The 23,955-nt window shown below is 60.1% G+C and carries 17 protein-coding genes and 1 pseudogene; 11 read left to right on the top strand and 7 right to left on the bottom strand.

Features of this window, described 5'->3' with window-relative positions; genetic code table 11:
• Positions 1-26 precede the first annotated feature (26 nt).
• A complete protein-coding gene (locus NKH05_RS00440) occupies positions 27-1,121 on the bottom strand; it encodes a branched-chain amino acid ABC transporter substrate-binding protein (protein WP_352482327.1) in 1,095 nt (364 codons plus the stop codon).
• 279 nt (positions 1,122-1,400) lie between these two features.
• On the opposite strand from NKH05_RS00440, the gene NKH05_RS00435 reads away from it, so the two are divergent.
• Together NKH05_RS00435 and NKH05_RS00430 are read left to right on the top strand one after the other, a co-directional pair.
• The gene (locus NKH05_RS00435) at positions 1,401-4,700 is read left to right on the top strand and encodes an ATP-binding protein (RefSeq protein WP_353024858.1); all 3,300 of its coding nucleotides are present in this window, start codon (positions 1,401-1,403) and stop codon (positions 4,698-4,700) included.
• Positions 4,701-4,719: 19 nt separating this feature from the next.
• A complete protein-coding gene (locus NKH05_RS00430) occupies positions 4,720-5,400 on the top strand; it encodes a redoxin domain-containing protein (RefSeq protein ID WP_023716514.1) in 681 nt (226 codons plus the stop codon).
• Between the two features lie 304 nt (positions 5,401-5,704).
• Here the strand turns inward: NKH05_RS00430 and NKH05_RS00425 are convergent, their stop codons facing one another.
• Both NKH05_RS00425 and NKH05_RS00420 read right to left on the bottom strand, forming a co-directional pair.
• Positions 5,705-8,677, bottom strand: coding sequence for a trifunctional glycosyltransferase/class I SAM-dependent methyltransferase/polysaccharide deacetylase (locus NKH05_RS00425; protein WP_353024857.1), 2,973 nt, complete (start codon positions 8,675-8,677; stop codon positions 5,705-5,707).
• Between the two features lie 78 nt (positions 8,678-8,755).
• The gene (locus tag NKH05_RS00420) at positions 8,756-8,887 is read right to left on the bottom strand and encodes a glycosyltransferase (protein ID WP_352482330.1); all 132 of its coding nucleotides are present in this window, start codon (positions 8,885-8,887) and stop codon (positions 8,756-8,758) included.
• 410 nt (positions 8,888-9,297) lie between these two features.
• Here NKH05_RS00420 and NKH05_RS00415 point away from each other — a divergent pair, with 410 nt between their 5' ends.
• The 5 genes from NKH05_RS00415 to NKH05_RS00395 all read left to right on the top strand — a co-directional run bounded on the left by NKH05_RS00415 (position 9,298) and on the right by NKH05_RS00395 (position 16,870).
• Positions 9,298-9,963, top strand: a complete 666-nt coding sequence (locus NKH05_RS00415; RefSeq protein WP_352482331.1) for a DUF3450 domain-containing protein — start codon at positions 9,298-9,300, stop codon at positions 9,961-9,963.
• 7 nt (positions 9,964-9,970) lie between these two features.
• Complete coding sequence (locus NKH05_RS00410; protein WP_353024856.1) at positions 9,971-12,628, top strand: OmpA family protein; 2,658 nt, start codon at positions 9,971-9,973, stop codon at positions 12,626-12,628.
• A gap of 16 nt (positions 12,629-12,644) precedes the next feature.
• A complete protein-coding gene (locus NKH05_RS00405; protein ID WP_352482333.1) occupies positions 12,645-13,136 on the top strand; it encodes a Rab family GTPase in 492 nt (163 codons plus the stop codon).
• 3 nt (positions 13,137-13,139) lie between these two features.
• Positions 13,140-14,222, top strand: coding sequence for an adenylate/guanylate cyclase domain-containing protein (locus NKH05_RS00400; RefSeq protein ID WP_353024855.1), 1,083 nt, complete (start codon positions 13,140-13,142; stop codon positions 14,220-14,222).
• Between the two features lie 422 nt (positions 14,223-14,644).
• On the top strand, positions 14,645-16,870 hold the full coding sequence (locus NKH05_RS00395) for a mechanosensitive ion channel family protein (protein WP_353024854.1): 2,226 nt from the start codon (positions 14,645-14,647) through the stop codon (positions 16,868-16,870).
• A gap of 202 nt (positions 16,871-17,072) precedes the next feature.
• Here NKH05_RS00395 and NKH05_RS00390 read toward each other — a convergent pair whose 3' ends face one another.
• Positions 17,073-17,969 (bottom strand): LysR family transcriptional regulator, encoded by an 897-nt coding sequence (locus NKH05_RS00390; RefSeq protein WP_353024853.1) that lies wholly within the window; start codon positions 17,967-17,969, stop codon positions 17,073-17,075.
• Between the two features lie 268 nt (positions 17,970-18,237).
• Between NKH05_RS00390 and NKH05_RS00385 the strand changes: the two genes are divergently transcribed.
• From NKH05_RS00385 to NKH05_RS00370, 4 genes are all read left to right on the top strand, one after another.
• Positions 18,238-18,972, top strand: coding sequence for an SDR family NAD(P)-dependent oxidoreductase (locus tag NKH05_RS00385; protein WP_292208972.1), 735 nt, complete (start codon positions 18,238-18,240; stop codon positions 18,970-18,972).
• A 158-nt stretch (positions 18,973-19,130) separates the two neighbouring features.
• A complete protein-coding gene (locus NKH05_RS00380) occupies positions 19,131-19,730 on the top strand; it encodes an NADPH-dependent F420 reductase (RefSeq protein ID WP_502913230.1) in 600 nt (199 codons plus the stop codon).
• Positions 19,731-19,733: 3 nt separating this feature from the next.
• Entirely contained in the window at positions 19,734-20,237 is a 504-nt protein-coding gene (locus NKH05_RS00375; RefSeq protein WP_352547369.1) for an SRPBCC domain-containing protein, read from the top strand.
• A gap of 164 nt (positions 20,238-20,401) precedes the next feature.
• Entirely contained in the window at positions 20,402-21,214 is an 813-nt protein-coding gene (locus NKH05_RS00370; protein WP_023716502.1) for an SDR family NAD(P)-dependent oxidoreductase, read from the top strand.
• A 106-nt stretch (positions 21,215-21,320) separates the two neighbouring features.
• Here NKH05_RS00370 and NKH05_RS00365 read toward each other — a convergent pair.
• The 3 genes and pseudogenes from NKH05_RS00365 to NKH05_RS00355 form a co-directional block, all read right to left on the bottom strand.
• Positions 21,321-21,446 (bottom strand): annotated as a pseudogene (locus tag NKH05_RS00365) (LysR family transcriptional regulator); the annotation flags it as partial.
• A 1,142-nt stretch (positions 21,447-22,588) separates the two neighbouring features.
• Entirely contained in the window at positions 22,589-23,101 is a 513-nt protein-coding gene (locus NKH05_RS00360) for an OmpA family protein (RefSeq protein ID WP_352482338.1), read from the bottom strand.
• 10 nt (positions 23,102-23,111) lie between these two features.
• The gene (locus NKH05_RS00355) at positions 23,112-23,771 is read right to left on the bottom strand and encodes a L,D-transpeptidase (protein ID WP_352482339.1); all 660 of its coding nucleotides are present in this window, start codon (positions 23,769-23,771) and stop codon (positions 23,112-23,114) included.
• Positions 23,772-23,955 lie beyond the last annotated feature (184 nt).

Raw genomic sequence — 23,955 nt, 5'->3', positions numbered from 1 at the left:
TCAAGCGGCGACGGCATCGGCGGTCCTTATTCGACCGGCACGTACTCTCCACCTCGCCAGACGTACCATACCCAGTTTTGGCTCGTGAGATCGCCCTTGTTGTCAAAGTCGATACGGCCCAACACAGTATCAAATTGATTGCCGCGCAGCGCCGCTATCACGGCTTGGAGCTCTAGTGAGCCGGCCTTGTCCACTGCCTGCGACCAGGCCTGGACGGCGGCGTAACTGAGCAGCGTGTAGCCTGCGGGCTCGAAGTTTTCAGCCCGGAACCGCTCGACGACCGAGGCGGCTTCGGGATTTCGGCGAGCGTCCGCGGGGAACGTGAAGAGGGTACCCTCAGCCGCGGGGCCGGCGATCAAAGCAAATTCCTCGGTCGCCATGCCATCGCCTGAGACTAGCTGAACCGTGTAGCCGCGGTCGCGCGCAGCGCGAACCATGAGTGCGACCTCGGCATGATATCCGCCGACATATGCCACGGCGATGTTCGCAGCCTCTAGCGCAGCGATCTCGGCCGAATAGTCGTTCTTCGCGGGTGTGTATTCCTCGTAGATCGCTTCGACTACGCCGCGCTTGTTCAGCTGTTTTCGAGTCTCGTCAGCAAGACCCTTTCCATAAGTGGTGCCGTCATGAAGGATCGCAATCTTGCTGTTGCTCCAATGCTCGGCCAGGTAGTTGCCGGCCACGATCCCCTGCGTGTCGTCGCGACCAATGACTCGAAAAACGTTGGCGCGGCCTTGTTCAGTCAACAGCGGATTGGTTGATCCTGGTGAAATCTGCAAAACGCCCGCCGCCTCGTACACCTTCGATGCTGGGATCGAGGCTCCAGAGCAGTAGTGCCCGACGACGAGCACCACACCATCACCCACCAGTTTCTGGGCTGCGGCGACCGCTTGCTCGGGATCACAGAAGTCGTCGGCCGTGATGAGCCTCATCTGCTGGCCGAGTACGCCACCCGTCGCATTGATGTCGGCCACGGCCATCTCGGCGCCACGCTGCGCCTGCTCGCCGAACCAGGCGAGCCGTCCCGTCATCGCAGATGAAACCCCAATCAGCACCTCCGCCCGCGCGGAGCTGAACGCGGCCGCGAGAACTAAGATCGCCATGGCGATGATGCGGTGCATGTGTGCACCCCCTTAACTGTAGCTTACGCCAATCCCGTCAGAGCCGACAGCCCCTTCGGCAAGCGCGGCTGTCTCGGCGGCGTTCGCGGATCCGACAACTATTGCGCCTTCAACAATGCCTGCCCGCAGCGCCCTGCCACCGGACCCACACTGATCGCTCGATGCCCATTTGCGCTCCCGCTTGCCGGTCGACGACTATCGGTGCATCCTTGCGAATAGCCTGGCCGTGAAGTGCGTGGCGAGGTCACGCCGGGACGGCCTCTAGTGAGGTCTTGTTCGATGGACTGCTCGGGCTGCGGTTTCGAGGTTGAGGGCGGTTACGCCTTCTGTCCGAGGTGTGGCAGGCGCCAGCCCGTGCCATGCGCCAGTTGCGGCTACCCCTGCGCACCTGATTTCGAGTTCTGTCCGAAATGTGGGGCAAACGTCGGTGCGCCCGCAAAAGTCGTCGAACGGCCTGCTCCGACACCAAGCCGGACCATTGTGCCGCCTTCTCGAACTCCATCGATGCTTCCGGACATCGAAAGCGAAGAAGGGCTGCATCCCTTCTCTGACGCCGATCGCCGGACGGTAACGGTCCTGTTCGCCGACCTTTGCGGCTTCACGACGCTCAGCGAGCAGCTCGACCCCGAGGTCATGCAAGCGCTGCAGAACAAACTGTTCAAGGAATTGACGGCGGCCGTGCGAAACTTTGGTGGTTTCGTCGACAAATTCATCGGCGATGCACTGCTCGCGTTGTTCGGTGCGCCGGTCGCGCATGAGGACGATCCCGAACGTGCGCTTCGCGCCGCTCTCGACATGATCGCCCGGACGGCGCGGCTCGGCGAAAGCACCCCCCACTCCGGCTCGCCTCTGTTGCTCCACATCGGCATAAACACTGGTCCGGTCGTTACTGGCGGATTGGGCATCGGCACCGCCAAATCCTATTCGGTGACCGGCGACACAGTGAATACGGCGCAACGCCTGCAATCGCTGGCCGCACCGGGTGAGGTGCTGGTAGGCGAGCTCACTCACAGACTGACCCGGCATGCCTTCTCTTACGAGTCGCTGGGTGATGTCGTGTTTCGCGGCAAGGCTGGCAGTGTGCTCGTCCATCGACTGGATGCACCGCTTGCGACGCCGCGTGCAGCGCGTGGGCTCGAGGCGCTCGGCCTCAGTGCGCCGATAATAGGTCGTGGTGCGGAGCTCAGTAGAATGATGGCGAGCCTTGACCAGGCGTGCAGCGGCTCGGCCCAACTCGTCCGCCTCGTCGGAGAAGCCGGTATCGGGAAATCGCGGCTGGTGAAGGAGTTCGTCGCCCGCGTCGGCGACGAGGATCGTTTTCGCAACGTCGCCGTGCGGCTGGCCACGTGCTCACCGCTGGGCGAACAATCATTTGGCGCCTTGGGCGCAGTGGTGCGCAGCGCTGCCGGGATGATGCAAAACGACAATGGGGACGAAATGCGGGGGAAGCTCGCAGGCTTGCTTACCGATCTCGGCCTGCAGGGCGAGGAGGCGAAGCGGCTGATGCCTTTGCTCTACCATGTGCTCGGCCTTGGCGACCCCGATGCCACCTTGCAGCATGTCGAACCCGAGCAGCTGCGGCGGCAAATTCTCTACGCAGTCCGCACAATCATCGAACGGCGGCTTGCGTTGTCGCCGCTGTTGATTGTCGTCGAAGACCTGCACTGGGCCGACGCCGTGTCGCTTGAGGCACTACGTTTCGTGATGGACAGGTTGGAGCGCACGCGGTTGATGTTGCTGGTCACGCATCGTCCGGCGCCGGATAACGACCAGCTCGACTCAAGTCGGGTCAGTCACACAGCGCTCAGGCTTCCGCCGCTCAGCAGTGATGACGGACGCAGCCTGCTGGCGGCGCTTTTCGGCGAGAGCTGGGTAAACTCCGCAGGAGGGCTTCTCGACCAGATTCTCGAGCGCGCGGGCGGCAACCCCCTTTTTTTAGAGGAGATCGTTCGCGGCCTTATCGATCGCGGTGTACTGATGCGAGAGGGCCAGCGATGGCGGACTGTGGCAGGCGAAGTCGCAACCGGCATCCCCGCCACTATCCAGGCAATGTTGCTTGCCCGCGTCGACCGGCTGCCCCAAGAGGTGCGCCGGTTGGCCCAGGAGGCCGCGGTAATCGGCCCGCGCTTCGATGCCACACTTCTGAAAACTGTGACAACCGACCCCGGCCGGCTCGAAGCCGGCTGCGAACTGCTTTGCGATGCGGAAATCATCGAGGAAGTTGCCGGATCAGGCTCGGTCTCGTCGCAAAGCTACCGCTTTACGCAAACATTGCTGCAGGACGTGATCTACCAGAATTTACTCCTGCAACGGCGGACCGACATCCACGGGCGGGTCGGAGCTGCCTTGGAGCAACTGTTCGGCGACAAGCCGGAGCGGCTCGAGGATTTGACCGTGCTCGGTCATCATTTCGCACAGAGCGCCGACCGGGAGAAGGGCGCGCATTACCTGCAGGCGGCGGGCGATCGCGCTCGCATGATATACGCCAACGACGACGCCCTTCGTTTCTACGAGCGAGCACTGACTGCGTTGGGCGCGATCGGGCAAACACCGCTCAAACTGGCAATTGCAGAGCGCATTGCCGATTTGAGCGGCCCGGCAGGCCGCCGCGAGATCGCGCACCACCATTACGAAACGGTGTTGCAGGTATACCGCGAGTCGGCCAATCGCGTCGCGTCGGCGCGAGTTTTACGCAAGATCGGTCGGCTGCTCTGGGACGTCGGCAAGCGGGACGACGCAGAATCCCGCTATGCTGAAGCGGCAGCGCTCCTCGATGGAGCGGATGCCCCGATCGAGCAGGCGCATCTCTGGCAAGAACGTGGCCGACAGGCGTTCCGTAGCGGAGATCACGCTCTCGCGGCAAAATGGGCAGACGCGGCGCTGGATTGCGTACGCACTCTGACAACGGAGCATGTCTCCGAGGTAGGGCGTGATGCCACCCTTGTGACCGCCGAGGCACTCAATACCAAGGCTGTTGCGCTGGCTCGCCTTGGGCGAAACCGTGAGGCCGTGCGTCAGGTTGAGCATAGCATTGAATTGGCCGAAGCCGCCGGTCTACTGGGCGCGGCCTGCCGCGGCTACACCAATCTCGGCGTGCTTTACACGACCATCGATCCGGCGCACGCGATGGAGGTCTGTCGGCGCGGTCTTGAAGTGGCGCGCCATATTGGTGATTTGGGTTTCCAGGCGCGCCTCCTCGCCAATCTGGCGGTCGCTTGTTGTACTTTCACGGATCGCTGTCCAACGGAGGGCGTACCTGCTGCCGAGAAGGCCATCGAGATCGACCGGGCGCTCGACCAGCGCGAGCACCTGCCGGTGCCGTTGATCGTGCTTGGGCAGATCCACCAGTGCAACGGGCGTCCGGAGCTGGCGGTTGGCTTGTTCCACGAAGCACTGGACGTTGCCCGCGAAACGGGCGAACCCCAACTGCTGTTTCCGTGCTATGATGGTCTTGCAACGCTTAATCTCGACCTCGACAATCTGGCCGAGGCCGAACGCTACTTTTCCCTGGCGCAGGGTATATGCGCCCAGCACGGGCTCGACCCGGAAGCGCTTGTGGTGCTGCCTTTTCTCGACTAGCCGGGGTTGGAGGTGGAAAATGTCCGCGCGTAGTGACTTGGTACCGCTTCAACCGGGCGACCGTGCGCCGAACTTGATACTCGACGCCATTACCCAGGAAGGCAAGATCGCGCTTGACGATTTTCGCGGCCAAAAGCCGGTGCTGGTCGGCCTGTTTCGAGGTCTGCATTGTGCGTTTTGCCGGCGCCATATCGCCGCCCAGGCGCGGCTTGATCCGGAGCTGCGCGAAAAGGGCGTGGAGAGCCTGACGGTGGTCAACACGCCAATCGAACGGGCGCGTCTCTATTTCCGCTACCATCCGATGCCGAATCTGCTTGCGGCCTCCGACCCTGAACGCGCTTCACATCGTGCTTTTGGACTGCCCAATCTCGAATTCACCCAAAACGAGACGAACTGGCCGTACAAGGTCTCGATGGCAGCGGCAAAGGATATGCGGGTCGATATACCAGGCGAGTTGCCCGGTCCTATGGACCCCATTGCGGCCAGCGAAATCCTTAATAAGAGGGACCATTACGAACTGACCGAAGCCGACGAGCAGATGATGGCAACGGGACACGGACAACTGGTCGGTCAGTTCCTACTGGATCGGCAGGGGATCGTCCGCTGGAGCTTCACGGAGGTTCCAGAGGGCGGGCGATACATGTTTGGGGCGCCAAGCCCGCAGGAGCTGATGTCAGCCGTGTCCCAAGTGGCCCAATAGACTTGCGAACGAGGTAAACGGGCGCGGCACTGAACAAAAGCGGAACCAATTTGTTACAAATCTAACATTGGCCTCGACGAGCCAGAATGTACGGTCCTGGCAATGCTTTCTGTCGCCTCTGGACTAGCGATGTCCTCTGTGGATGGCTCCTGTATCGTGGGGTGGCTGCGACAGCACCCCTTCCAACCGTCAGAACGCTATCGTCAACAACAACAATCTCGAAAGAGCGCGCAGCTGCGGAGCGTCTCGTCGATTGTATCTTGCGCATTGTGAGCGGGAATGATGACACTGACAAGCTCACCGTTCATTCGAGCACGGCCTCGATACGGGCAACAAAGTAATCGAGCGAGCGATCCCCGCGAATCTCGATCCGCGGAAGGTCGATGGGATCGCAATCGAGGTCCGCCGGCCCGTGTCTGCCGCCGAAGCCGATCCGATAGCCGCACTCCTTGGCCAGCCTGCCAAGCCGTCGGTCGGTGACCGAGAAGGGTGCCGCGAACGCCGTGGTTGGCCGACCGGTCCACCGTTCGATGAACATACGAGAGCGCAGGAGTTCGGCGGCCAAGTCAGAGCTCGACAGACCATCGATCGCGCGATGCGTCGCCAGATGGCTTCCGAAGAACGCACCTTCGCCGGCGAGGCGTCGCACTGTCCTGGCGTCCATAAGCTGCGTCGGCGGGCCACTGTAGGCGTCCCACTGTGCACTTTCACCCACCAGGTCCGTCACCAGGAACACTTCCGCGGTCAGGTCGTTCGCGCGCAAGGTCGGCCAGGCATGGTCGGCAAAGTTCTGGAAGCCGTCATCGAAGGTGATGAGCACTGGGCGGCCAACGAAAGGCTGACGGTTGGCGATGAACCATTCCAGCTGCTCGGACCTAATCGCGTGAAAGCCATTGGCGCGCAGCCATGCCATCTGGCTGGCGAATGCGGCGGGGGTGAGCCGAAAACGGGCGAGCGCGGCTGGACCTTCATCGGAGACGCTGTGATACATGAGGACAGGGATACGCTGTCGCCGCTCGCTACGTGCGACGTCGCGGCGCAAGGCCCGCGCCCCGCCCCAGACGATTTTCCGCGCGACCCCGATTTCGACGGGCGCGCGGATTGGCACGTGATCAATCATCGGTTCCGTCGCCACGTCGCCTGGTGACAGGCGGCGGAAGCGGTCTATGCGGTAGAGCTCGGTCTGGATCGATTGCTCGAGGACGAGGCCGTCGGTCGCTGCCAGCGTCTCTGAGATCGCTTGTGCACCGAATGTGTTCCAGTCGAAGCCCGTCCTTTCGATATTGTCACGTAGCACGAACGCGTGTGCGCTGATGAAACTGCCGCCAGGCGCCAACGCCTCAACGAGTTTTTTGGCGATGCGCCGCAACTCGGCGAGATCATCCAGGTAGTAGAGCACTTCCGAACAGACGATCAGATCCATCTCACCCGGCAGCGTGTCGGCGGAGAAATCCAGTACGCCGAACTCAACGTTCGGCTGATCGCCGCATCGCGCGCGCGCCCGCCCGATGGCTACGGCGGAGATGTCAGTTGCGGTCAAATGGCCCACCCGCGGCGCCAGCTGACGCGTGAAGTGGCCCTCCGCGCAGCCCAGCTCAAGCGCCCGTCCGATGGGACCGGCAGGCAAAATTTCGAGCTGCCGCTCATATTTTTCCTGCTCATAGGGCGAGCCGTAGTTCCAGGGATCCTCGGTCGCGAAATGGCGATTCCAGAAAGACGTGCGATCATTGTCGTGCCCATCCGCGGCCCGTGCACGGCGCGGCGCTGCAAGAGGCTCTTTAGTTTCGGCGCTCGACCCAACCAGCGCCTGCGCTTCCGCGGCCAATCCCGCGAGTTTGCCGAAATGGCTGTCCCGATCAGACCCGCGTCCCGCTATGGACAACAATGCCTCGGCTGCAAATATGTCTGACTTGTCGGCACCGACGCCCTTTTGCGGTGCATGCATAGGCGATCGCCTCGCAAGCGGCGCGGCACTGTGCATAAGCCGCTCAGGGGGCACGAAATTCAGGATCAATTCAGTCCAATGACGCCTTGTCACTTTCCCGAGTACGCCGAACTGTACGAAAGCCTCGATCTGGCCATCCATCATCAGATAGGCATAAATTTGATCGATTCCTTCCGGAAGTTCGATCGAGGTCGGATTTCGAGCGTCGACGCGAATTCCGAGTGTCCGCGCCAGTCTGCGCGGTGCGGCAAGGTCGTCGAAGTCGAGAAGCATTTGCTCAAGGTGATACTGGACGCGGCGACCCGCTACGGGATCGTCCCAGACCTTGCCGAGTTCGATGATCAATTCGGTGAGGGATGCGCCGAACCTGTCCCACCTGGCAGCCAATTGCGCTGGCACCGACAGGCTTCCTGCCATAAGGCCATCGAAGACCACCTTGGCGATCTCACGCGCCCACTTACGTCCTGGCGGGAGCGCGCGCAGGGACTGCGGGTTGATCGAGGCCGAGCCGCAGCCGCAATCCGACGCGGCGTTCCACAACGCGAACCATGCGAGTGCTTCGGAAGCGGTGCGGCCGTTCGCCTCGATCGCTCCATTGGCGTGAGCCGATGCTGGGTGTTTGACCCTGGGATCAGCAGAAAAACCGCGGGTGATCACGATTTCCGCATCCGCCAGCATCTGCGTCGAATTGCGGCTGAGCGAGTTGGGGCTGATCCGACGGAAAGCGAGCGGCTCGTCGACCATCACCCAATTTTTGCCTAGACGTGCGAGGCGCTGCCACAGATCCCAGTCCTCGCAGGTGCGCAGCGACACATCGAAACCGCCCAACTCGACAATTGTCTCCCGGTCGACCAGCAGCGCGTGAATGGCGATGGCACACCGGCGGGCGAATGTCTCGAAGGGGTGGATCGCAACGTCCGTTGTGATGCTCGACGGGGTGAGTTCGCCATCGGGCATCACGCGCCGGGAACCGCAATAGGCGGCGACCGCATCGGGCGCGGCTTCAAGTGCGGCCAGCATTTTAGCAAGGAAGCTGGCATCCACCCAATCGTCCGCATCCAGAAACATGAGCCAGTGGCCGCGTGCTGTCGCCATCCCGCTATTGCGCGCGCCGGCGGCGCTATGCGCGCATGAGCTCAACATCCGAAATCGGGCATCGTGCTGCACATAACCGGCGATGATCGCGGGGGTGCGGTCCGTGGAGGCGTCGTCGACGATGATCGCCTCCCAATCCACAATTTCCTGATCGAGAAGGCAATCGAGTGCGCGCGCCAGCGTTACCTCCGCGTTGTGCGCAGGAACCACGATTGAAACCAAGGGATTATGCGCCACGCCGTCTTACCCGCGCCTGGTTCGAAGGTAGCACAAGATGCGTCGATCTTTCTCGGCGTAGGTCACAATCGACGCCAATCAGTCCGTCGACCCATCGTCTACCACGACTATATCCAGTATCTGGTAGGTCTGCCGGCGGATGCCGGCGAGCGCTGCGCCGACGGTTTGCTCGGCATTGACCCTCGGTACCACACCGCCTTGCGGTAGCATTGTCCTGGATCATCGAGCTTTCGTTTTCTTCGGCAAGAGTCGGCGAATGTCAAAACCGGATGACGGCATCGGCTGGCAGCACTGCCCTGTCAAGATCGGGGCGAATTAGAGGCAGGCGAAAAAGACTTGAAGACAGGCCGAATGGCAAGCGCGCATGCCCGACGGCTTAGAACTGAGGCCGATGCGCTGGGGCATTTCCTTTCGCGCATTTCATCTGCAAAAAGATGATCGCGGGCGAGACGGGAGCGTAAGCTGATCCGGATCGACCCCCATGTCGAAATCTACCCGAATGGGGACGCACGAACCGACTTAAGCCGAGAAGATTCCGGCTTGCGGGTTGGCTATTTTGCTGACATGTTTATCAGTTGCTAAATTAGCGCTGTGACAATGTTCAAAAGAAGGGGCATGGGATGGCCAAGGAATCTTCGAGTACCGCTTCTTCGGCAAATAAAGCGGACGCAAATCTGATAAGTAATGCAGACGGAAACGGGCTGACCTTCATGGCGGGCCAGGCTCGCGAGAGCGGGGCCCCCGGCGACGCTGTAGGTGTCGACAAGATACGTGATCTGCTGTTCGGCAACCAGATGCAGGACTATGACCGCCGCTTTTCCAAGCTTGAAGAACGGGTCTTGCAGCGCTTCAAGGATGTCGAATCCGAGGCCAAGCGCAATCTTGAAATGTACGAGTCAAATGCAAAGAAGCAGGTCGACTCGCTTGCGGCACAATTGCGGAACGAAAAAGACGCGCGAGCCGACGCCGACAAGGAGATTGACCGGAATCTTCGCGAGCAAAATCAGGCGCTTGAAAAGCAGGTGCGCGCGTTGTCGGATCAGTTGAGCGAGCTTGAGCGCGAAGTTGCGGACCGGATAAATCGAAACGACCATTTGCTGCGTGAGGAAATCAAGCAAAAGAATGAAAGCATTCAGATGCTGATGGAGAAAATGTTTTCCGATCTCGGCAATGTCAAGACCGACCGAAATCTTTTGGCTGGCCTGTTTGTCGAGGTTGCAAAATGCTTAAATCAGGATCCCGTCGGCAGCAAGAGCAACTCGGAGCGTAGCTGGAAAGTGAGTTGATCGGAACTTGACGTCAACCGTCGACCCAATCAGCCTTCCTCAAAGAACAGCTTCGAACGATACAGAGATTGATCGCGAGGCTCTGGCTCGCCTTTTGATCGAAATTGCCCGGAACGTTGATCCGGACTATCGTGCGCGTCTCGACGGAATCCCGACCGCCGATCCTCGCATGGAAACGCTTCGCCAGTTGCTGGTCGGTCGCGAAATTTCGGAGCTTTCACGAGTTACGCACCTGCTCGACGAACCCGAGCAGCTTGCGGCTGCAGTGGGGAGCGTTCTCCCCAGTGCAGCCGCACGTGCGCTTCATGCGCAACTCGGAGAGGCCCTTGCGCCGGCTGTCGAGAGGGCCGTGCAACGGTCCATCCAGAAGAGCCCGCGTACGCTTACGGATATATTGTACCCGGTGTTTCTGCCGGCTATTCGCAAGTCGATCGGCGAAAAGATCGACCAAACCTTTCAATCGCTGAATGAAACTTTAAGACATATATTTACCTGGCATGGACTCAAGTGGAGACTTGAAGCTTGGAGAACAGGAGCAAGCTTCTCAGAAGTTGTTCTTAAGCATTCTCTTGTCTATCGTGTGGAACACGTCTTCCTCATCAATCGCAATTCCGGGCTTTTGATAGCGCATGTAACTGCCGATAATGCAACTAGCGAAGATCCTCAACTCATTTCTTCTATGCTTAGTGCAATTCAAGATTTTGTAAAAGACTCATTTAACGAGAAAGAACAGAGCGGCCTGGACACTATTCGTTTCGGGGAGCTTCGTCTCTGGTCGGAAGTTGGACCGTTTGCGACCTTGGTTGCGGTGATCCGGGGAAATCCGCCGGAGGAATTACATGAAATAATTCGCGATGTATTGCTTCGCATCCATGATGAATGCTCACAGGCTCTAGAGCAGTTTGACGGCGACAGTTCGCAGTTGGCCGGCGTAGAGACGCAGTTGCAGACCTGCGTTGAACTGAAGCAGGAGGAATCAAACCAGGGATTTCCGTGGCTGGTAGTGGCTGCAGTCCTGCTGGTTTTGATTCCCGCAGGCGGTTGGTTCTTTCTTTCCTGGCAATCCGGGCAGCGCTGGCAGGCGTATGTGTCGCGACTGGGGACCCAGCCGGGCATCATCGTTGCCGAACAAAAGGTGCGCGATGGCCAATTCTATATTGCCGGCCTGAGAGACCCGCTTGCCGCCGACCCGCAGTCGCTGTTGGCCGGAACGCAGGTCGATCCTGCCCGCGTTCATTCACGCTGGCAATTCTATCAGAGCCTTGATCCGGAGTTCGTGTTGAAGCGGCTGATGGTGTCGCTGACCCCGCCGAAATCGGTTCGGCTTTCGATCGTCAATCATCGCATCGTTGCCGAGGGTGAGGCTTCCGACCGCTGGATAGATCGCGCACGCGCAGCGGCCCGACAGCTTTCGGCAGGCGGACCGGAATTCGACATCTCCAGAGTTCGTGATGTGAGCCCCGAAGCACGCGCGGCGGAGCACTGGCAGACTTATGTGTCGCGACTGGAGGCCCAACCGGGAATCATCGTCGCCCAACAAACGGTGAGGGGCGGACATTTCTATATTTCCGGCCTGAGAGACCCGCTTGCCGCCGACCCGCAGGCTCTGCTGTCCGGAACGGAGGTCGATCCCGCCCGCGTTCATTCGCAGTGGCAATTCTATCAGAGCCTTGATCCGGAGTTCGTCCTGAAGCGGCTGATGGTGTCGCTGACCCCGCCGAAATCGGTTCGGCTTTCGATCGTCGAGGATCGCATCGTTGCCGAGGGTGAGGCTCCCGACACCTGGATAGATCGGGCGCGCGCAGCGGCCCGACAGCTTTCGGCAGGCGGACCGGAATTCGACATCTCCAAGGTTCGTGATGTGAGCCCCGAAGCACGCGCGGCGGAGCACTGGCAGACTTATGTGTCGCGACTGGAGGCCCAAGCGGGCATCATCGTCGCCCAACAAACGGCGAGGGGCGGACATTTCTATATTTCCGGCCTGAGAGACCCGCAGGCCGCCAACCCGCAGGCTCTGCTGTCCGGAACAGGGGTCGATCCTGCTCGCGTTCATTCGCAGTGGCAATTCTATCAGAGCCTTGATCCGAAGTTCGTGCTGAAGCGGCTGATGGCGTCGCTGAGTCCGCCGGATTCGGTACGGCTTTCGATCATCAAGGATCGCATCGTTGCCCAGGGTGAGGCTCCTGCCGCCTGGATAGATCGGGCGCGGGTCGCCGCCCAACAGCTGTCCGCGGACGGACTCTCTCTAGAAATCTCCGAGCTGCGTGAGTTGACCCCTCCGGAACTCACTCATTTGAGGGAGGCTATTCAAGCGGTCGACATTTTCTTCGATTCTGGCAAGGCTGTACCGGGACCAGAGCAACTGCCGGTTCTCGACAAATTGGCGAATCAGTTGAAGCAATTGGCCAAGGACGCCCGCAAGGCAGGCGTAACAGCACAGTTCATGTTGACCGGCCATTCGGACGAGACGGGCCGTGAAACGGCCAAATTGTCCATCAGCGCCGCGCGCGCGGAAACAGTTCGTGCGCTTCTCAAGAAGCGCGGCGTCGATCCGGAATTGCTCTTGGTTCGCGGCGCGGGCACCTTTGAGCCAGCGGAGACTGAAAATAGCCGAACCGGGAGCTCGGCCAATCGCAGAGTTTCGGTTACGGTAAACTTCCACTAGGGCGGAGCCCAGGATATTGCAAAAGAAGATCTGCATGTTGGGCGGGTTCGCTGTCGGAAAGACGAGTCTGGTTCGCAGGTTTGTGCAAAGCATCTTTTCCGAAACCTACTTGACCACGGTGGGAGTGAAAATCGACAAGAAGAGTGTCGCATTCCCGGACAAAACCGTGGATCTGATTTTGTGGGATTTGGCCGGCGAAGACGATATCGGCTCATTCCGCGTCAGCTATGTGCGAGGTGCGAGCGGGCTCGTGCTTGTCGTCGATGGAACCCGCGCCGCTACTCTTGCCGTGGCGCTCACGTTGCGCGAGCGGGCCGAGGCGGAATTCGGCGCTATGCCGTTTGTATTGCTGTTCAACAAATCCGATCTGGTCGATCGGTGGGCAATATCGGATAGTGAAATTAACGAACTGAGGCAACTTGGATGGCAAATCTATCTAACAAGTGCGCTTTCGGGTGAACATGTTGATGATGCGTTTCGTCATCTTGCTTCGATGGTTAGCAAATAGACCATGCATGAATTGCCACGAGAAGTCAGAAGCTGGGTTTACGATTTCTTCGACAACGAGCACTCCGTCGCATATCTGAAAATCGACGCCCAGCTTTGCATAGCTGCGAAGGGCGGTAACGTTGAACATTACGGACTCTCATCAGTTCGCATAGGTAAGCCTGTTGCCGAGCAGCTTGAATTCATGGAAGGTTTGCTGCCCTGCCCGGAGCTTCCATATCATATGGCCATGGTCGAACTGCCCAGCGGGCGTGTCGCGGACCTCCATCTTTTTGCTGACAATGCCTGCGTGTGGCTGCTCTTTCTTGACGCCACTGCCGAACGCGACAATAGGCAGCGACTTCAACAGAAGGCTTATGAAATGACGCTCCTGCAAGAGAGGGAGCGTCAACTCAACGAGAAATTACAATCGATGAACGAGGCGTTGAGGGCGAGCCAAGAGGGATTGTCGCGTGAATACCAGCGCGCCGAAGCCCTGCTCCTCAACATTCTTCCGGCGTCTATCGCGGAGCGGCTAAAAGCGCACGAAGAAATTGCAGACAACTACGCAGAGGTGAGTGTGCTTTTTGCCGACATCGTCGGTTTTACGGAAAGGGCGCGGAACGTCGGAGCCGTGACGACGCTCGCTATTTTAAATTACTTCTTCAAGGCGGCGGATCTGCTCTCGGAGCGATACGGCTGCGAAAAGATCAAGACAATCGGCGATTGTGTGATGGTGGTCGCTGGCCTGCCCGCCGCGCGATCCGATCATGCGGAAGCCCTTACGCACTATGCACTTGAACTGCGGAAGGCGGTTAAGCTCGAACGCTTCGCAGGAGAACCGATAAGACTCAGAATTGGAATTCACTCAGGACCAATCGTGGCGGGCGTTATAGGCAAAAGGCGGTTTGCCTATGACCTATGGGGCGACACCGTTAATCTCGCCGCACGTATCCAAACGTCCGCGGAGCCCGATGAAATCCGTATTTCGGATGCAACTCATCAACTGCTTGGACCAAATTTTGCTTGCGACCCACTCGCGGAAACGGAATTGCGTGGTACAGGTCGTGTGCGAATGTGGCGGCTCCCGGGGGAAATCGGATCCTGATATCTGACGTCGCCATCGTTCTTCCCTGCACGGTCATGCGCCCAGTTTCCATCACATAGCCTCGGTCGGCGATGCCCACCGCGGCATACGCGTTCTGGCCTGGGGGATCCTGGTGCCGGGTCTTTTACGCCCAGCATCACGGATGCGCAGTTCATATAACGGCTGGAGGCTGGGCCTAGGTCGGAATGCCCTCCCCCGGCGGCTAAGTAGACACCGCGAAGTACCCGGCGTAACGGTCTGGGTCGAAACGATGACGTCTTGCACCGCAACATCGGTTTCTTCAAGGTAGGGCAACAACGGACATAGATGTCGTTGCTAGCCGATCTGACCGGAAGGTTAACAGCACGATGCCACGCATCACTCGACGATTGGGGGCCAGGAACCTGGCGCGCCTGGCACGGCGTCTCGGAGACCTGACTGCGATGTTTGCCCTGATTGCCAGGCCGCTCGTCTTTGGGATCGCCCTTTTGTTGACAGGTCAGGCACAGGCGCAGGCGCCGGCGACCGCCCCGCCTGAAAGGGTCAAACAGCTGCTCGAGCTTCTCGACGATCCATCAGTGAAGGCCTGGGTGGCCGAACAGCGAAATCAGGACGCCGGGTCAACGGGAGCGCCTGCCGAGACAGGAGCTTCGCCGACCGACGCATCGTCCGGCGCCGTGGCCGCACCCGGCCAGATGAATACGATGGCATCCTCGACGCTTGATGGGATCAGGCATCATATCGAAAGAATCGTGCGAACTTTGCCCTTGCTGCCAGGCCAGTTCGCGCGCGTTCGGGCAGAGACGATGGAGGATATGTCCAGCAAGGGGTCAGCCGCCGTATTTGTGCTGATTGCGATGTTCATCGCTGCCGGCCTGGCACTCACTTGGGCAACGTTCAAGTTCACCCGTCCATTTCGTCTTTGGATTATCGCGCAACCGAAGGATACGCCGATTGGGCGAGCCAAGAAGATTGGTGGTCGCATGCTTTATTCCAGCATGCTGATCGTCTCTTTCGCACTGGGCAGCGCCGGCGCGTTCATGTTGTTCGACTGGCCAATGCTTATCCGCGAGATTGTACTGACATTTCTGATGGCGGCAGTCGTTACATGGGGTGTGCGCATGTACGTCATGGCCATGCTCGTCCCTTCCTTCATGAACGTCGAGAACGCCGTCGAGGTTCGTGCTTTGCCGATCACCAACGAAGCGGCTGACCATTGTTCCTATTGGCTACCCCGGATCGTCGGCGTCTTCGCTTTCTTCGGCGCCGCGTTTATCCTCTTGCCAGGTCTCGGCATCGATCAGGACGGAATGATGGTCCTGTCACTGGGCGCCGACTTCGTGCTGCTGGTGCTCCTGCTGCTCGCGATTTGGCGTCGGCCAAGAACGCAGCGAGACGGTGCGCGCCACATCGGTCACGCGGAAGCGACATGGCTATTGACTGCTTATTTCGTCGTCCTGTTCCTGCAGCGCATCGCCGGCCTTTATACATACTTCTGGTTTACCTTCGCCGCATTCTTCCTGCCTTTTGCAATCGTGATGACGCAGCGCGGGGTTAATTTCGTTCTGCGACCAGGTTCGGAAGATGTCGGCCGGCCTACGATCCCGGCGGTGACGATCGCTGTCATCGATCGCGCAATCCGAATGATTTTCATCTTGGCGGCGGCTTACTTTCTCGCACGTGTCTGGGGTCTGGACATGCAATCCATGCGGGACAGCGATACGACGACGACGTTCATATTGCGCGGCTTGGTCAATGTCGTGGTCATTGCCCTAGCAGCCGATTTCGGCTGGTCGATCATCAAAGCTTTGATCGAACGAAAGCTGGGCATCGAAACACCGCACCCTGTGATCAGCGACGAGGATGTCCCGGTCCTCGATCCGCAGCAGGCGCGGCTGCACACGCTCTTGCCGATCCTCCAGAACATTCTGCTCGCATCGATCATCGTGATGGCGGTGCTTATGATGCTCGCCTCGCTGGGTATCCAGATCGGCCCGCTGATCGCCGGCGCTGGCGTCGTCGGCGTCGCCGTGGGCTTTGGGGCACAAACCATCGTCAAGGACGTCATTTCAGGCGTGTTTTTCCTGCTCGATGATGCGTTCCGTGTCGGCGAATACATTTCATCGGGCAATTACAAGGGTACTGTGGAAAGCTTTTCGCTGCGCTCGGTGAAGCTGCGCCACCATCGTGGTCCGCTGTTCACGATACCTTTCGGTGAACTCGGGGCAGTCCAGAACCAGAGTCGTGACTGGGTTATCGACAAATTCAACATCACCGTTGGTTATGACACCGATATCGACTTCGCTCGCAAGCTGATCAAGCGGATCGGCCTCGAACTGGCGGAAGATCCCGAGTTCAAACACTGGGTGCTCGACCCGATCAAGATGCAGGGCGTACAGGAGTTCGGCGAATACGGCATCGTATTGAGGGTCAAGGCCACAACCAAACCGGGAGGCGCCTTCGGTATGAAACGCAAATTCTATGTACGCCTCCGCCAAGTCTTCAAAGAGCAGGGCATCGAACTCCCATTTCCGACCGTCCAGGTCCAGGGGCTACAGAACCCACATGGGGCAGAGAATGCGCCGTTGGAGATCACACCCGAGTTGAAAATGGCCGTTGCGCAGTCGCACACTATTCGGCGCAGAAAAAAAGCCAGCACACCGGAGTAGGAAAGCTGTGACACCTGCCGGTCACAGCGTCGCTTTCCGCGCATCGCCCGTGGCAGGGATACTCTTCTATCTTCAACCGTTAAGACGAAAAAGACGGTCACGAGGCAGTCTACAACCAGAGTCCGTCCCGAGATTTACGTCGGGCTGCGTAAGTTGATACAGCGGTACGTTCGAGACAGCGCCATCGGCTACCTGCCGCGCGTCAGTCACGCGATAAGGACCGTCCCGCGAGAAGCGGCGCGTACGCGGCGAGCCTGCGGGATACGAACTCGGTGAAGAGCCGCACGCGCTTCGTCTTGCGTGTCTCCCCCTGTGTGAGAAGCCAGAGCGTTCCGTACATGTGCAGGTCGGTGCCCGGCACCCTCACCAGTAGGGGGTCGGCATCTCCGACGAAGCACGGCAGTGTCGTCATCCCGAGCCCTTGCCGTACTGCAACGATCTGCGCCTCGCCGTCCGTGGTCCTGAACGGAACCCCCGTGGTACGAACCTCACCCTCGCTGGTCCAATCCGGGATGCCATGAATGCTTATGACGATCCACCGGATGGGATCAGGCGCGCCCGCACGCCACGCGGCTAGTCGATCGCGAGACATGTAGACGCCGCCGAACAGCTCCGGTCCCTTCAGGCCGTGAAGATTGAGCGGCAGGGTTTTGCGGTCGTAGACGACGCGGATCGCGACGTCGGCCTCCCGGTTGGTCAGATTTGCCAGCTCGCCGGACGACAAGATTTCCATCTCGATGTCCGGATGCAGACGCGCGAAATCGGCGAAATCCGGCATGAGCAGGTGTGTCGCGAGGGGCGGTGCCAGCGTCACCCGCAGAAGCCCGCGCACGCTCTGGTCGCGCCCGAAGACGCGCGTCTCCAGCAGGTGCGACGACACTTCCATCTGGTCCGCGAACTCGAGGACCTCCTCGCCCGCAGCCGTCAGGCGGTAGCCCGAAGGCAGCTTTTCGAACATGTGCACCCCGAGGCGTTCCTCGAGCTGGGCGACGCGTCGCAGCACGGTCGAGTGGTTCACACCGAGGCGCTCGGCGGCAGCCCGCACGGAGCCTCCGCGCGAGACGGCAAGAAAGTAGCGAACGTCATCCCAGTCGATCATGGTGCAATCCGGCACCGCGCGGTGCGCCTTCCAAAGCCCGTATTTAACACATCGAACAGCAGTACGGGCGGTCATCATAGCCTATGTCCACGAGCGCGGCCCAATTTCGAACGGCGGACGCCGATCGTCGCGGCTGGCCTCAGTCGTCCAGCCGGATCGATTTCGCACCACCGATGTGCGCGCTTCCGCACTCAACACCTGACGCCGGCGGACCCATTTCGAGGTTCTCGGAGGCAGATGCTGTCCCGACACCACGAAAGGAGAAGTCATGGGAAAGCTTGAGGGTAAGGTTGCAGTCATCACGGGTGGATCGAGCGGCATGGCGCTGGCGAGCGCCAAGCGGTTCGTTGAAGAAGGCGCCTATGTTTTCATCACGGGCCGGAGACAGGAGGCGCTGGACGAGGCCGTCAAGCTGATCGGCCGGAACGTGACCGGCGTGCGCGGCGATGCGGCCAATCTCGATGACCTCGACCGCCTGTTCGATACAGTCAAGCGGGAAAAGGGCAAGATCGACGTCCTGTATGCGAGCGCCGGCACGGGCGAAGCCGTCCCACTGGGCGAGATTACCGAGCAGCATTTCGATGCGACCTTCGGCCTGAATACGCGCGGCACGCTGTTCACGGTGCAAAAGGCGTTGCCGCTGTTCAACGATGGCGGATCGATCTTCATGACCGGATCAGTTGCTTCGGTGAAAGGTTTTCCTGGTTACAGCGTGTATGCGGCGAGCAAGGCGGCGTTGCACGCATTCGCACGCGGGTGGCTCAACGAGCTGAAGGGAAGGAATATCCGGGTGAACGTGCTGCACCCGGGGCCGATCGCCACACCGATGCAGGACCAAGTTCTCGACGAGGAGGGGAAGCGGATGTTCGAATCCCTGATCCCGCGGGGAAAGATGGGGCGTCCTGAGGAAATTGCGACGGCCGCGCTGTTTCTTGCTTCAGACGATTCGAGCTTCGTGAATGGGCTGGAGTTGTCTGTCGACGGAGGCTTCTCGGCCATCTGAAATCGCGGCGGATCGCGGGAAGCGGCTGACCGGCGGGAACTAGCGTGTCCATGATGGAACGCCGGGACGTCTACGCAAAGGACGCCACACAGTAGAACGGATAACCCAGCGCCGTTGAGGGCCGGGGAATCAAGACCAATACGGATCGGAGAAGCACTATGAGCTACGCTATTGTAGGATTCGGTAAGATAGGCCAGGCCCTCGCCCACGCCTTCGCCCGTAAAAACATCGACGTGACCGTCGCGAGCCGCCGGACGCCCGAGGCGCTGGCGCCGCAGGCTCGGGCGATTGGACCCACGGTCGTCGCCAAGTCGCTGCGGGATGCACTCGAGGCCGACACAATCATCTTGGCGGTCCCGTTCGGGGAGCATCGCGAGGTTGCGAAGGCCCTGCCGAGCTGGAAAGGCAAGACGGTCATCGACGCGATGAACGCGTTTCCAGTCCCTGAAGAGCTGGACGGTCTCCCGTCCTCCGCCTTCGTCGCGAAGGCGTTCACCGGCGCCAAATTCGTGAAAGGGTTCAATCACCTGATTGCGGCCACCCTGGCTGCCGATCCGATCGTCGAGGGCGTGCACCGGGTCGTCTTTCTGTCGAGCGACGACGAGGACGCGACCGCTCCGGTGGCGGCCTTGGCCAAACAACTCGGGTTCGCACCCGTCAAGCTGGGAAAGCTCAACGAGGGTGGCGCGCTGGTGCACGCACGCGGCCGCACTTGGGGCCAGCTCATCTTCCAGGATTTGTTCAAGAAGGAGCAGTAATCGATGTATGATCATGTGATTTGGCCCGAGCGATATGATCCGAAAACGTCGGCCATCTACGCACTCAACGACATTGACGTGAAGGCGCCGGCTGAAGTGGTCTGGAAGCTGCTCGTCGATGCCGAGAATTGGTCGAGCTACTTTCCCGCCGAAGATCAGGTCAAGATCTTGACCGGCAAGCCGGAACTGGCGCTTCAAACCAGATACAGCCGGGTGACGGTTGGCTTTCCGATGAGTCTGGTCGTGACGGAGTGTGAACCCTTCCGCAGGCTCGCGTGGGCGACGACGGTCGATGGCGACGAGACCGGCTCGAGCGCGTACCACGGCTGGGTCATCACTCCTACGGTCGATGGCTGCCATGTGCTGACCGAAGAAACGCAGCAGGGCCCTTGGTTCCTTGAGGAACTCGGGCGCAAGCATCCCGGTGCACTCTACCGCTATCACCAGGAATGGGTCGAAAGCCTCGCCCGCGCTGCGGAGGCGGAAGTGGCAAGCAGGGCAAGTTGAATGGGCTTGTCTTAAGGCCTGGCCGGTTGCTTGGGCCGCAACGCTTTCGACCGAACAGTACTGGGCCTGCCTTCGTCCCGAATATTGTCGGTACTCAACAGACGACGGGCGCTTCCAGCCTGGATCGGCGGATGATCACCCACCTACCTTTGGAGATAAATGACATGAATATTGAACTCAGGGGCCGCAAGGCGATTGTCACCGGATCCACCGCCGGAATCGGCCGCGCGACGGCGGAGGGGTTTGCCCGTGCCGGTGCATCGGTCGTCGTCAACGGCCGTGGGAATACCCGGGTCGACGAGGCGGTGAGGCAGATGCGGCAGGCCTTTCCCGGAAGCGACATCTCGGGCATCGCCGCCGATCTTGCGACAGCGGAGGGTGCCCAGGCCTTGATCGCGCAGGCGCCGGACGCCGATATCCTTGTGAACAATGTTGGTACGGCTCACATCCGGAGCTACAGTGGCGTCGAGGACATCGCGAAGATCCCCGACGAGGACTGGCTTGGCCTCTTCCAGTTGAACGTAATGAGTGGCGTGCGCGTGACCCGTCATTATCTGCCGCGGATGGTGGCGAAAGGCTGGGGCCGCGTCGTGTTTGTAAGTAGCGAGTCCGCAGTCAACATCCCTAAGGAAATGCTCGACTACGGCATGACCAAGACCGCTCAACTCGCGGTGTCGCGCGGGCTCGCCGAGGCGGTCGCGGGCACGGGTGTCACAATCAACGCCGTCCTGCCGGGACCTACCCGCTCTGAGATCCTGGGCGACTTCATGGCGAAGCAGGCTGACGCAAACGGAATCACGCAGCAGGAGGCCGAACAGGGCTTCTTGAAGGCGATGCGTCCGACCACCCTCATCCAACGCTTCGCGACCACCGATGAGGTGGCCAACATGATCATCTACGCATGCTCGGAGCAGGCTTCGGCGACAACCGGCGCGGCTTTGCGGGTGGATGGCGGCGTGGTCCGCTTCGTCGCGTAGCTGCCGAGACGGTTATGGCGCTAATGGCGCCGACCAGCGGACGGTCGACACCTGCGGCTGAGTTTCCCCTGCCCGGTGTCTTCAGGCCAAATGCTGGCCGTGACCTTCACCTGTTTCTCGACACACCCTGCAACAGGTCGAGGAAGGCGCGCACAGCGGGATTGGCGCGCCGGCTTTCCGGCCAGACCGCCGTGATATTGTGCCGCTCGACCGCATGGTTGGAAAGCACCGGCTCCGAAGCATCGACCAGGATAAGCGGCAGATTATAGTGCTGGCGAAACATCTCCACGAACTGATCGCGCGCTAACTTCTTCGAGCAGCGCGCGACCGAAGATTTGAAGGCCACAAAGTCGCGAAGGTTGGGGTAGGCCCGACGGGGTATGGGCGCCGTTCGAAGAGCGGGGAGACGCCCGACAGAGCGGCAGATCTGTCGGTCGCCTAGAATCTATCGACTGCTATCGATGGCCTAGGATTCGCTCGAGTGTCCTCTGCTATCCGATATTACTCCACAGCACTCCCCTCCGTTCGCGCAGCCAGAGTGGGCGTTTGTGTTCACTCCATCGCTTTCGTTCGCCGACATAGAGCTGCCCGCTTCCGCAGCGTCAGAGCCGATTCTCTACATGTAAAAGCTGTACCTTGGAGCGATCTCCTGCCCGTCTCGAGGTACTTCAGCACCTGCCCCACCTGTCTTGCCGTCGCAATAGTAATCGGCATTCCGTTGTCGAACTGAGTGTTGTTCCAATTCATCTTGGTCAAAGCCAGGGTCTCGTACGCGATATGCTGCAGTGGTTGACCGAGGATCTGACATCGCAGTATCAGCGGCCGCGGCACATACATTCCGGGATATGTGCGGAAGAAGTCGACGCTGCCGCGCGTGTAAAGGTGCGGAAATCGACGCCTCAGTTCGACTTTCTTCTGACCGCTTACAATCTTGGTAGCGTACTCTGGCTTGACGCTCAGAACGAAGTCGTGGCGGAAAGGTCAAGGTTGTTCATTCAGTGACGATCGCAAAATTTCCCACGATCGGGCATTATCCTACGCGAAACAAATTGTGAACCGCTGATTGATCCAAATCGGCGACGGAGGTCACCGAGCGATCGGCTTCCGATATTGCGGTTCGCAAGCCCGCAGGAAAGGCCGAAGCAACAGGCGTCACACTCGCCTGTCTGTAACCCAAAGGCCGTAGTGTGGCAGAGCAATGGCTCTTGGGATCATCACAAAAGAAAGGACGCTTGGCTGCCGCTGTTGCAGTTGTGGGAACAACCGCTTTCAAGTCGAGGCAGAGTTTGGGTTAACGACTGAGATGAGGCGCAAAGCAGCCATGCCGCCGTCGCGTGTGAGACTCTGCTTCGGGTCACAAGCAAAACAGCAGCCCTATGGCTCGTCCCTCACATCGCGCAAATTAGACACAACCCGGCGGTTCTGCGACCTGCAGGCGTTGTCGGGGCACTCGCGGACGAGCCTGTCCTTGCCGTAGCCCTTGGCCCACATGCGGTTGCGGTCTATGCCGCCGGCGGCGAGGTAGTCCATCACCGCATCGGCGCGCTGCTGCGACAGCGCCGTTTCACTTGCGCCGGGATCGTCGGCGAAACCCTGCAGCTTGAGCAGCCAGCGCGGATGCTTTGCTAACCAGGCGATCTGGGTGTCGAGGGTGGCCTTGGCGACAGAATCGAGCGCGGCCGAACCTTGCGTGAAATAGGTGCGGCGGCCGACATTGAGGATAAAATCCTCCTCGCTGCCCGGCTGCACGTTCTGGAAGCCGGCAACCTCGGTGTTGGTGACGTCGGGCGTGGAAGGGGCCAGCGTGTTGCTGGTCGAGCAGGATGCGACCAGCACCAGCAGGCCGGCGGCGAGCAGCCGGCGCGTGTTTTCAATCGTGCGGTTCATGAGGCGCCAATCATTCGACAGTGGTGGAAGCGGGCGCCTGGTCGGCGATGTGCGGCAGGACCTGCACCGCGGTGCCGATCGGGCAGCGCTGGTAGAGGTCGATGATGTCTTCCGGGAACATACGGATGCAGCCGCTGGAAGCGTCGGTGCCGATGCTCCATGGCTCCAGCGTGCCATGCAGGCGGTAGCCGGTGTCGGCGCCGTCGCGGTGCAAATAGAGCGCGCGCGGCCCGAGCGGATTGTTGGACGCGCCGCCTGCGACCATGGGTGGTAGGTCCGGCTTGCGCTTACGCATTTCGGGGGGCGGGACCCATTGCGGCCACAGCGCGCGGCGGTCGATCGTCGCGCGGCCGTACCATTTGAAGCCGTCCTTGCCGACGCCGACGCCGTAGCGGATGGCGGTCTTGTTTTCCATGATGACGTAGAGGAAGTGGTGGCGGGTATCGACCACGACGGTGCCGACCGGCTCGCTGCTGAAATACTTGACGATCTGGCGATGCCATCTCTTGTCGATCTTGGCGAAGTTGGTCTTGCGATAGACAAAATTGTTGTCGCTGGCGGTACCGGCGAAAAAGGATTTTGCCGCCGCGGCTTGAGCAATATTGCTGGTTGCACCCACCGCGACCAGCGCCAGGCCACCGAGCACGACACCCCTGCGTGATAAAACCATCGGCAATATTCCCCCATGCCTAAAGCCTGGCGGACCATAGTTGAGAATTATTTCGCCTCAAAGTGGAAAATGCTGCGTTGCTTAAGTCGGCCGTGTCCGGACATTCGGCAATTTGGCGGCGAGTGACCGAATTGTGACTATCTTGCCGAGGACGAACGTCTAACCTAAACCCCCTCCAGGACCT

The organism is Mesorhizobium sp. M1399 (assembly GCF_040317735.1).
Lineage (GTDB): Bacteria > Pseudomonadota > Alphaproteobacteria > Rhizobiales > Rhizobiaceae > Mesorhizobium.
Note: the sequence above shows the minus strand (reverse complement) of the source record. Positions and strands in the feature narration are given on the sequence as shown.

What these genes read in the sequence shown, in the direction of transcription:
- NKH05_RS00360 (WP_352482338.1), bottom strand. Translation starts at nt 23,101, where the DNA reads ATGAACCGCACGATTGAAAACACGCGCCGGCTGCTCGCCGCCGGCCTG.
- NKH05_RS00390 (WP_353024853.1), bottom strand. Translation starts at nt 17,969, where the DNA reads ATGATCGACTGGGATGACGTTCGCTACTTTCTTGCCGTCTCGCGCGGA.
- NKH05_RS00380 (WP_502913230.1), top strand. Translation starts at nt 19,131, where the DNA reads ATGAGCTACGCTATTGTAGGATTCGGTAAGATAGGCCAGGCCCTCGCC.
- NKH05_RS00370 (WP_023716502.1), top strand. Translation starts at nt 20,402, where the DNA reads ATGAATATTGAACTCAGGGGCCGCAAGGCGATTGTCACCGGATCCACC.
- NKH05_RS00400 (WP_353024855.1), top strand. Translation starts at nt 13,140, where the DNA reads ATGCATGAATTGCCACGAGAAGTCAGAAGCTGGGTTTACGATTTCTTC.
- NKH05_RS00440 (WP_352482327.1), bottom strand. Translation starts at nt 1,121, where the DNA reads ATGCACCGCATCATCGCCATGGCGATCTTAGTTCTCGCGGCCGCGTTC.
- NKH05_RS00415 (WP_352482331.1), top strand. Translation starts at nt 9,298, where the DNA reads ATGGCCAAGGAATCTTCGAGTACCGCTTCTTCGGCAAATAAAGCGGAC.
- NKH05_RS00355 (WP_352482339.1), bottom strand. Translation starts at nt 23,771, where the DNA reads ATGGTTTTATCACGCAGGGGTGTCGTGCTCGGTGGCCTGGCGCTGGTC.
- NKH05_RS00435 (WP_353024858.1), top strand. Translation starts at nt 1,401, where the DNA reads ATGGACTGCTCGGGCTGCGGTTTCGAGGTTGAGGGCGGTTACGCCTTC.
- NKH05_RS00430 (WP_023716514.1), top strand. Translation starts at nt 4,720, where the DNA reads ATGTCCGCGCGTAGTGACTTGGTACCGCTTCAACCGGGCGACCGTGCG.
- NKH05_RS00385 (WP_292208972.1), top strand. Translation starts at nt 18,238, where the DNA reads ATGGGAAAGCTTGAGGGTAAGGTTGCAGTCATCACGGGTGGATCGAGC.
- NKH05_RS00420 (WP_352482330.1), bottom strand. Translation starts at nt 8,887, where the DNA reads ATGCTACCGCAAGGCGGTGTGGTACCGAGGGTCAATGCCGAGCAAACC.
- NKH05_RS00395 (WP_353024854.1), top strand. Translation starts at nt 14,645, where the DNA reads ATGTTTGCCCTGATTGCCAGGCCGCTCGTCTTTGGGATCGCCCTTTTG.
- NKH05_RS00375 (WP_352547369.1), top strand. Translation starts at nt 19,734, where the DNA reads ATGTATGATCATGTGATTTGGCCCGAGCGATATGATCCGAAAACGTCG.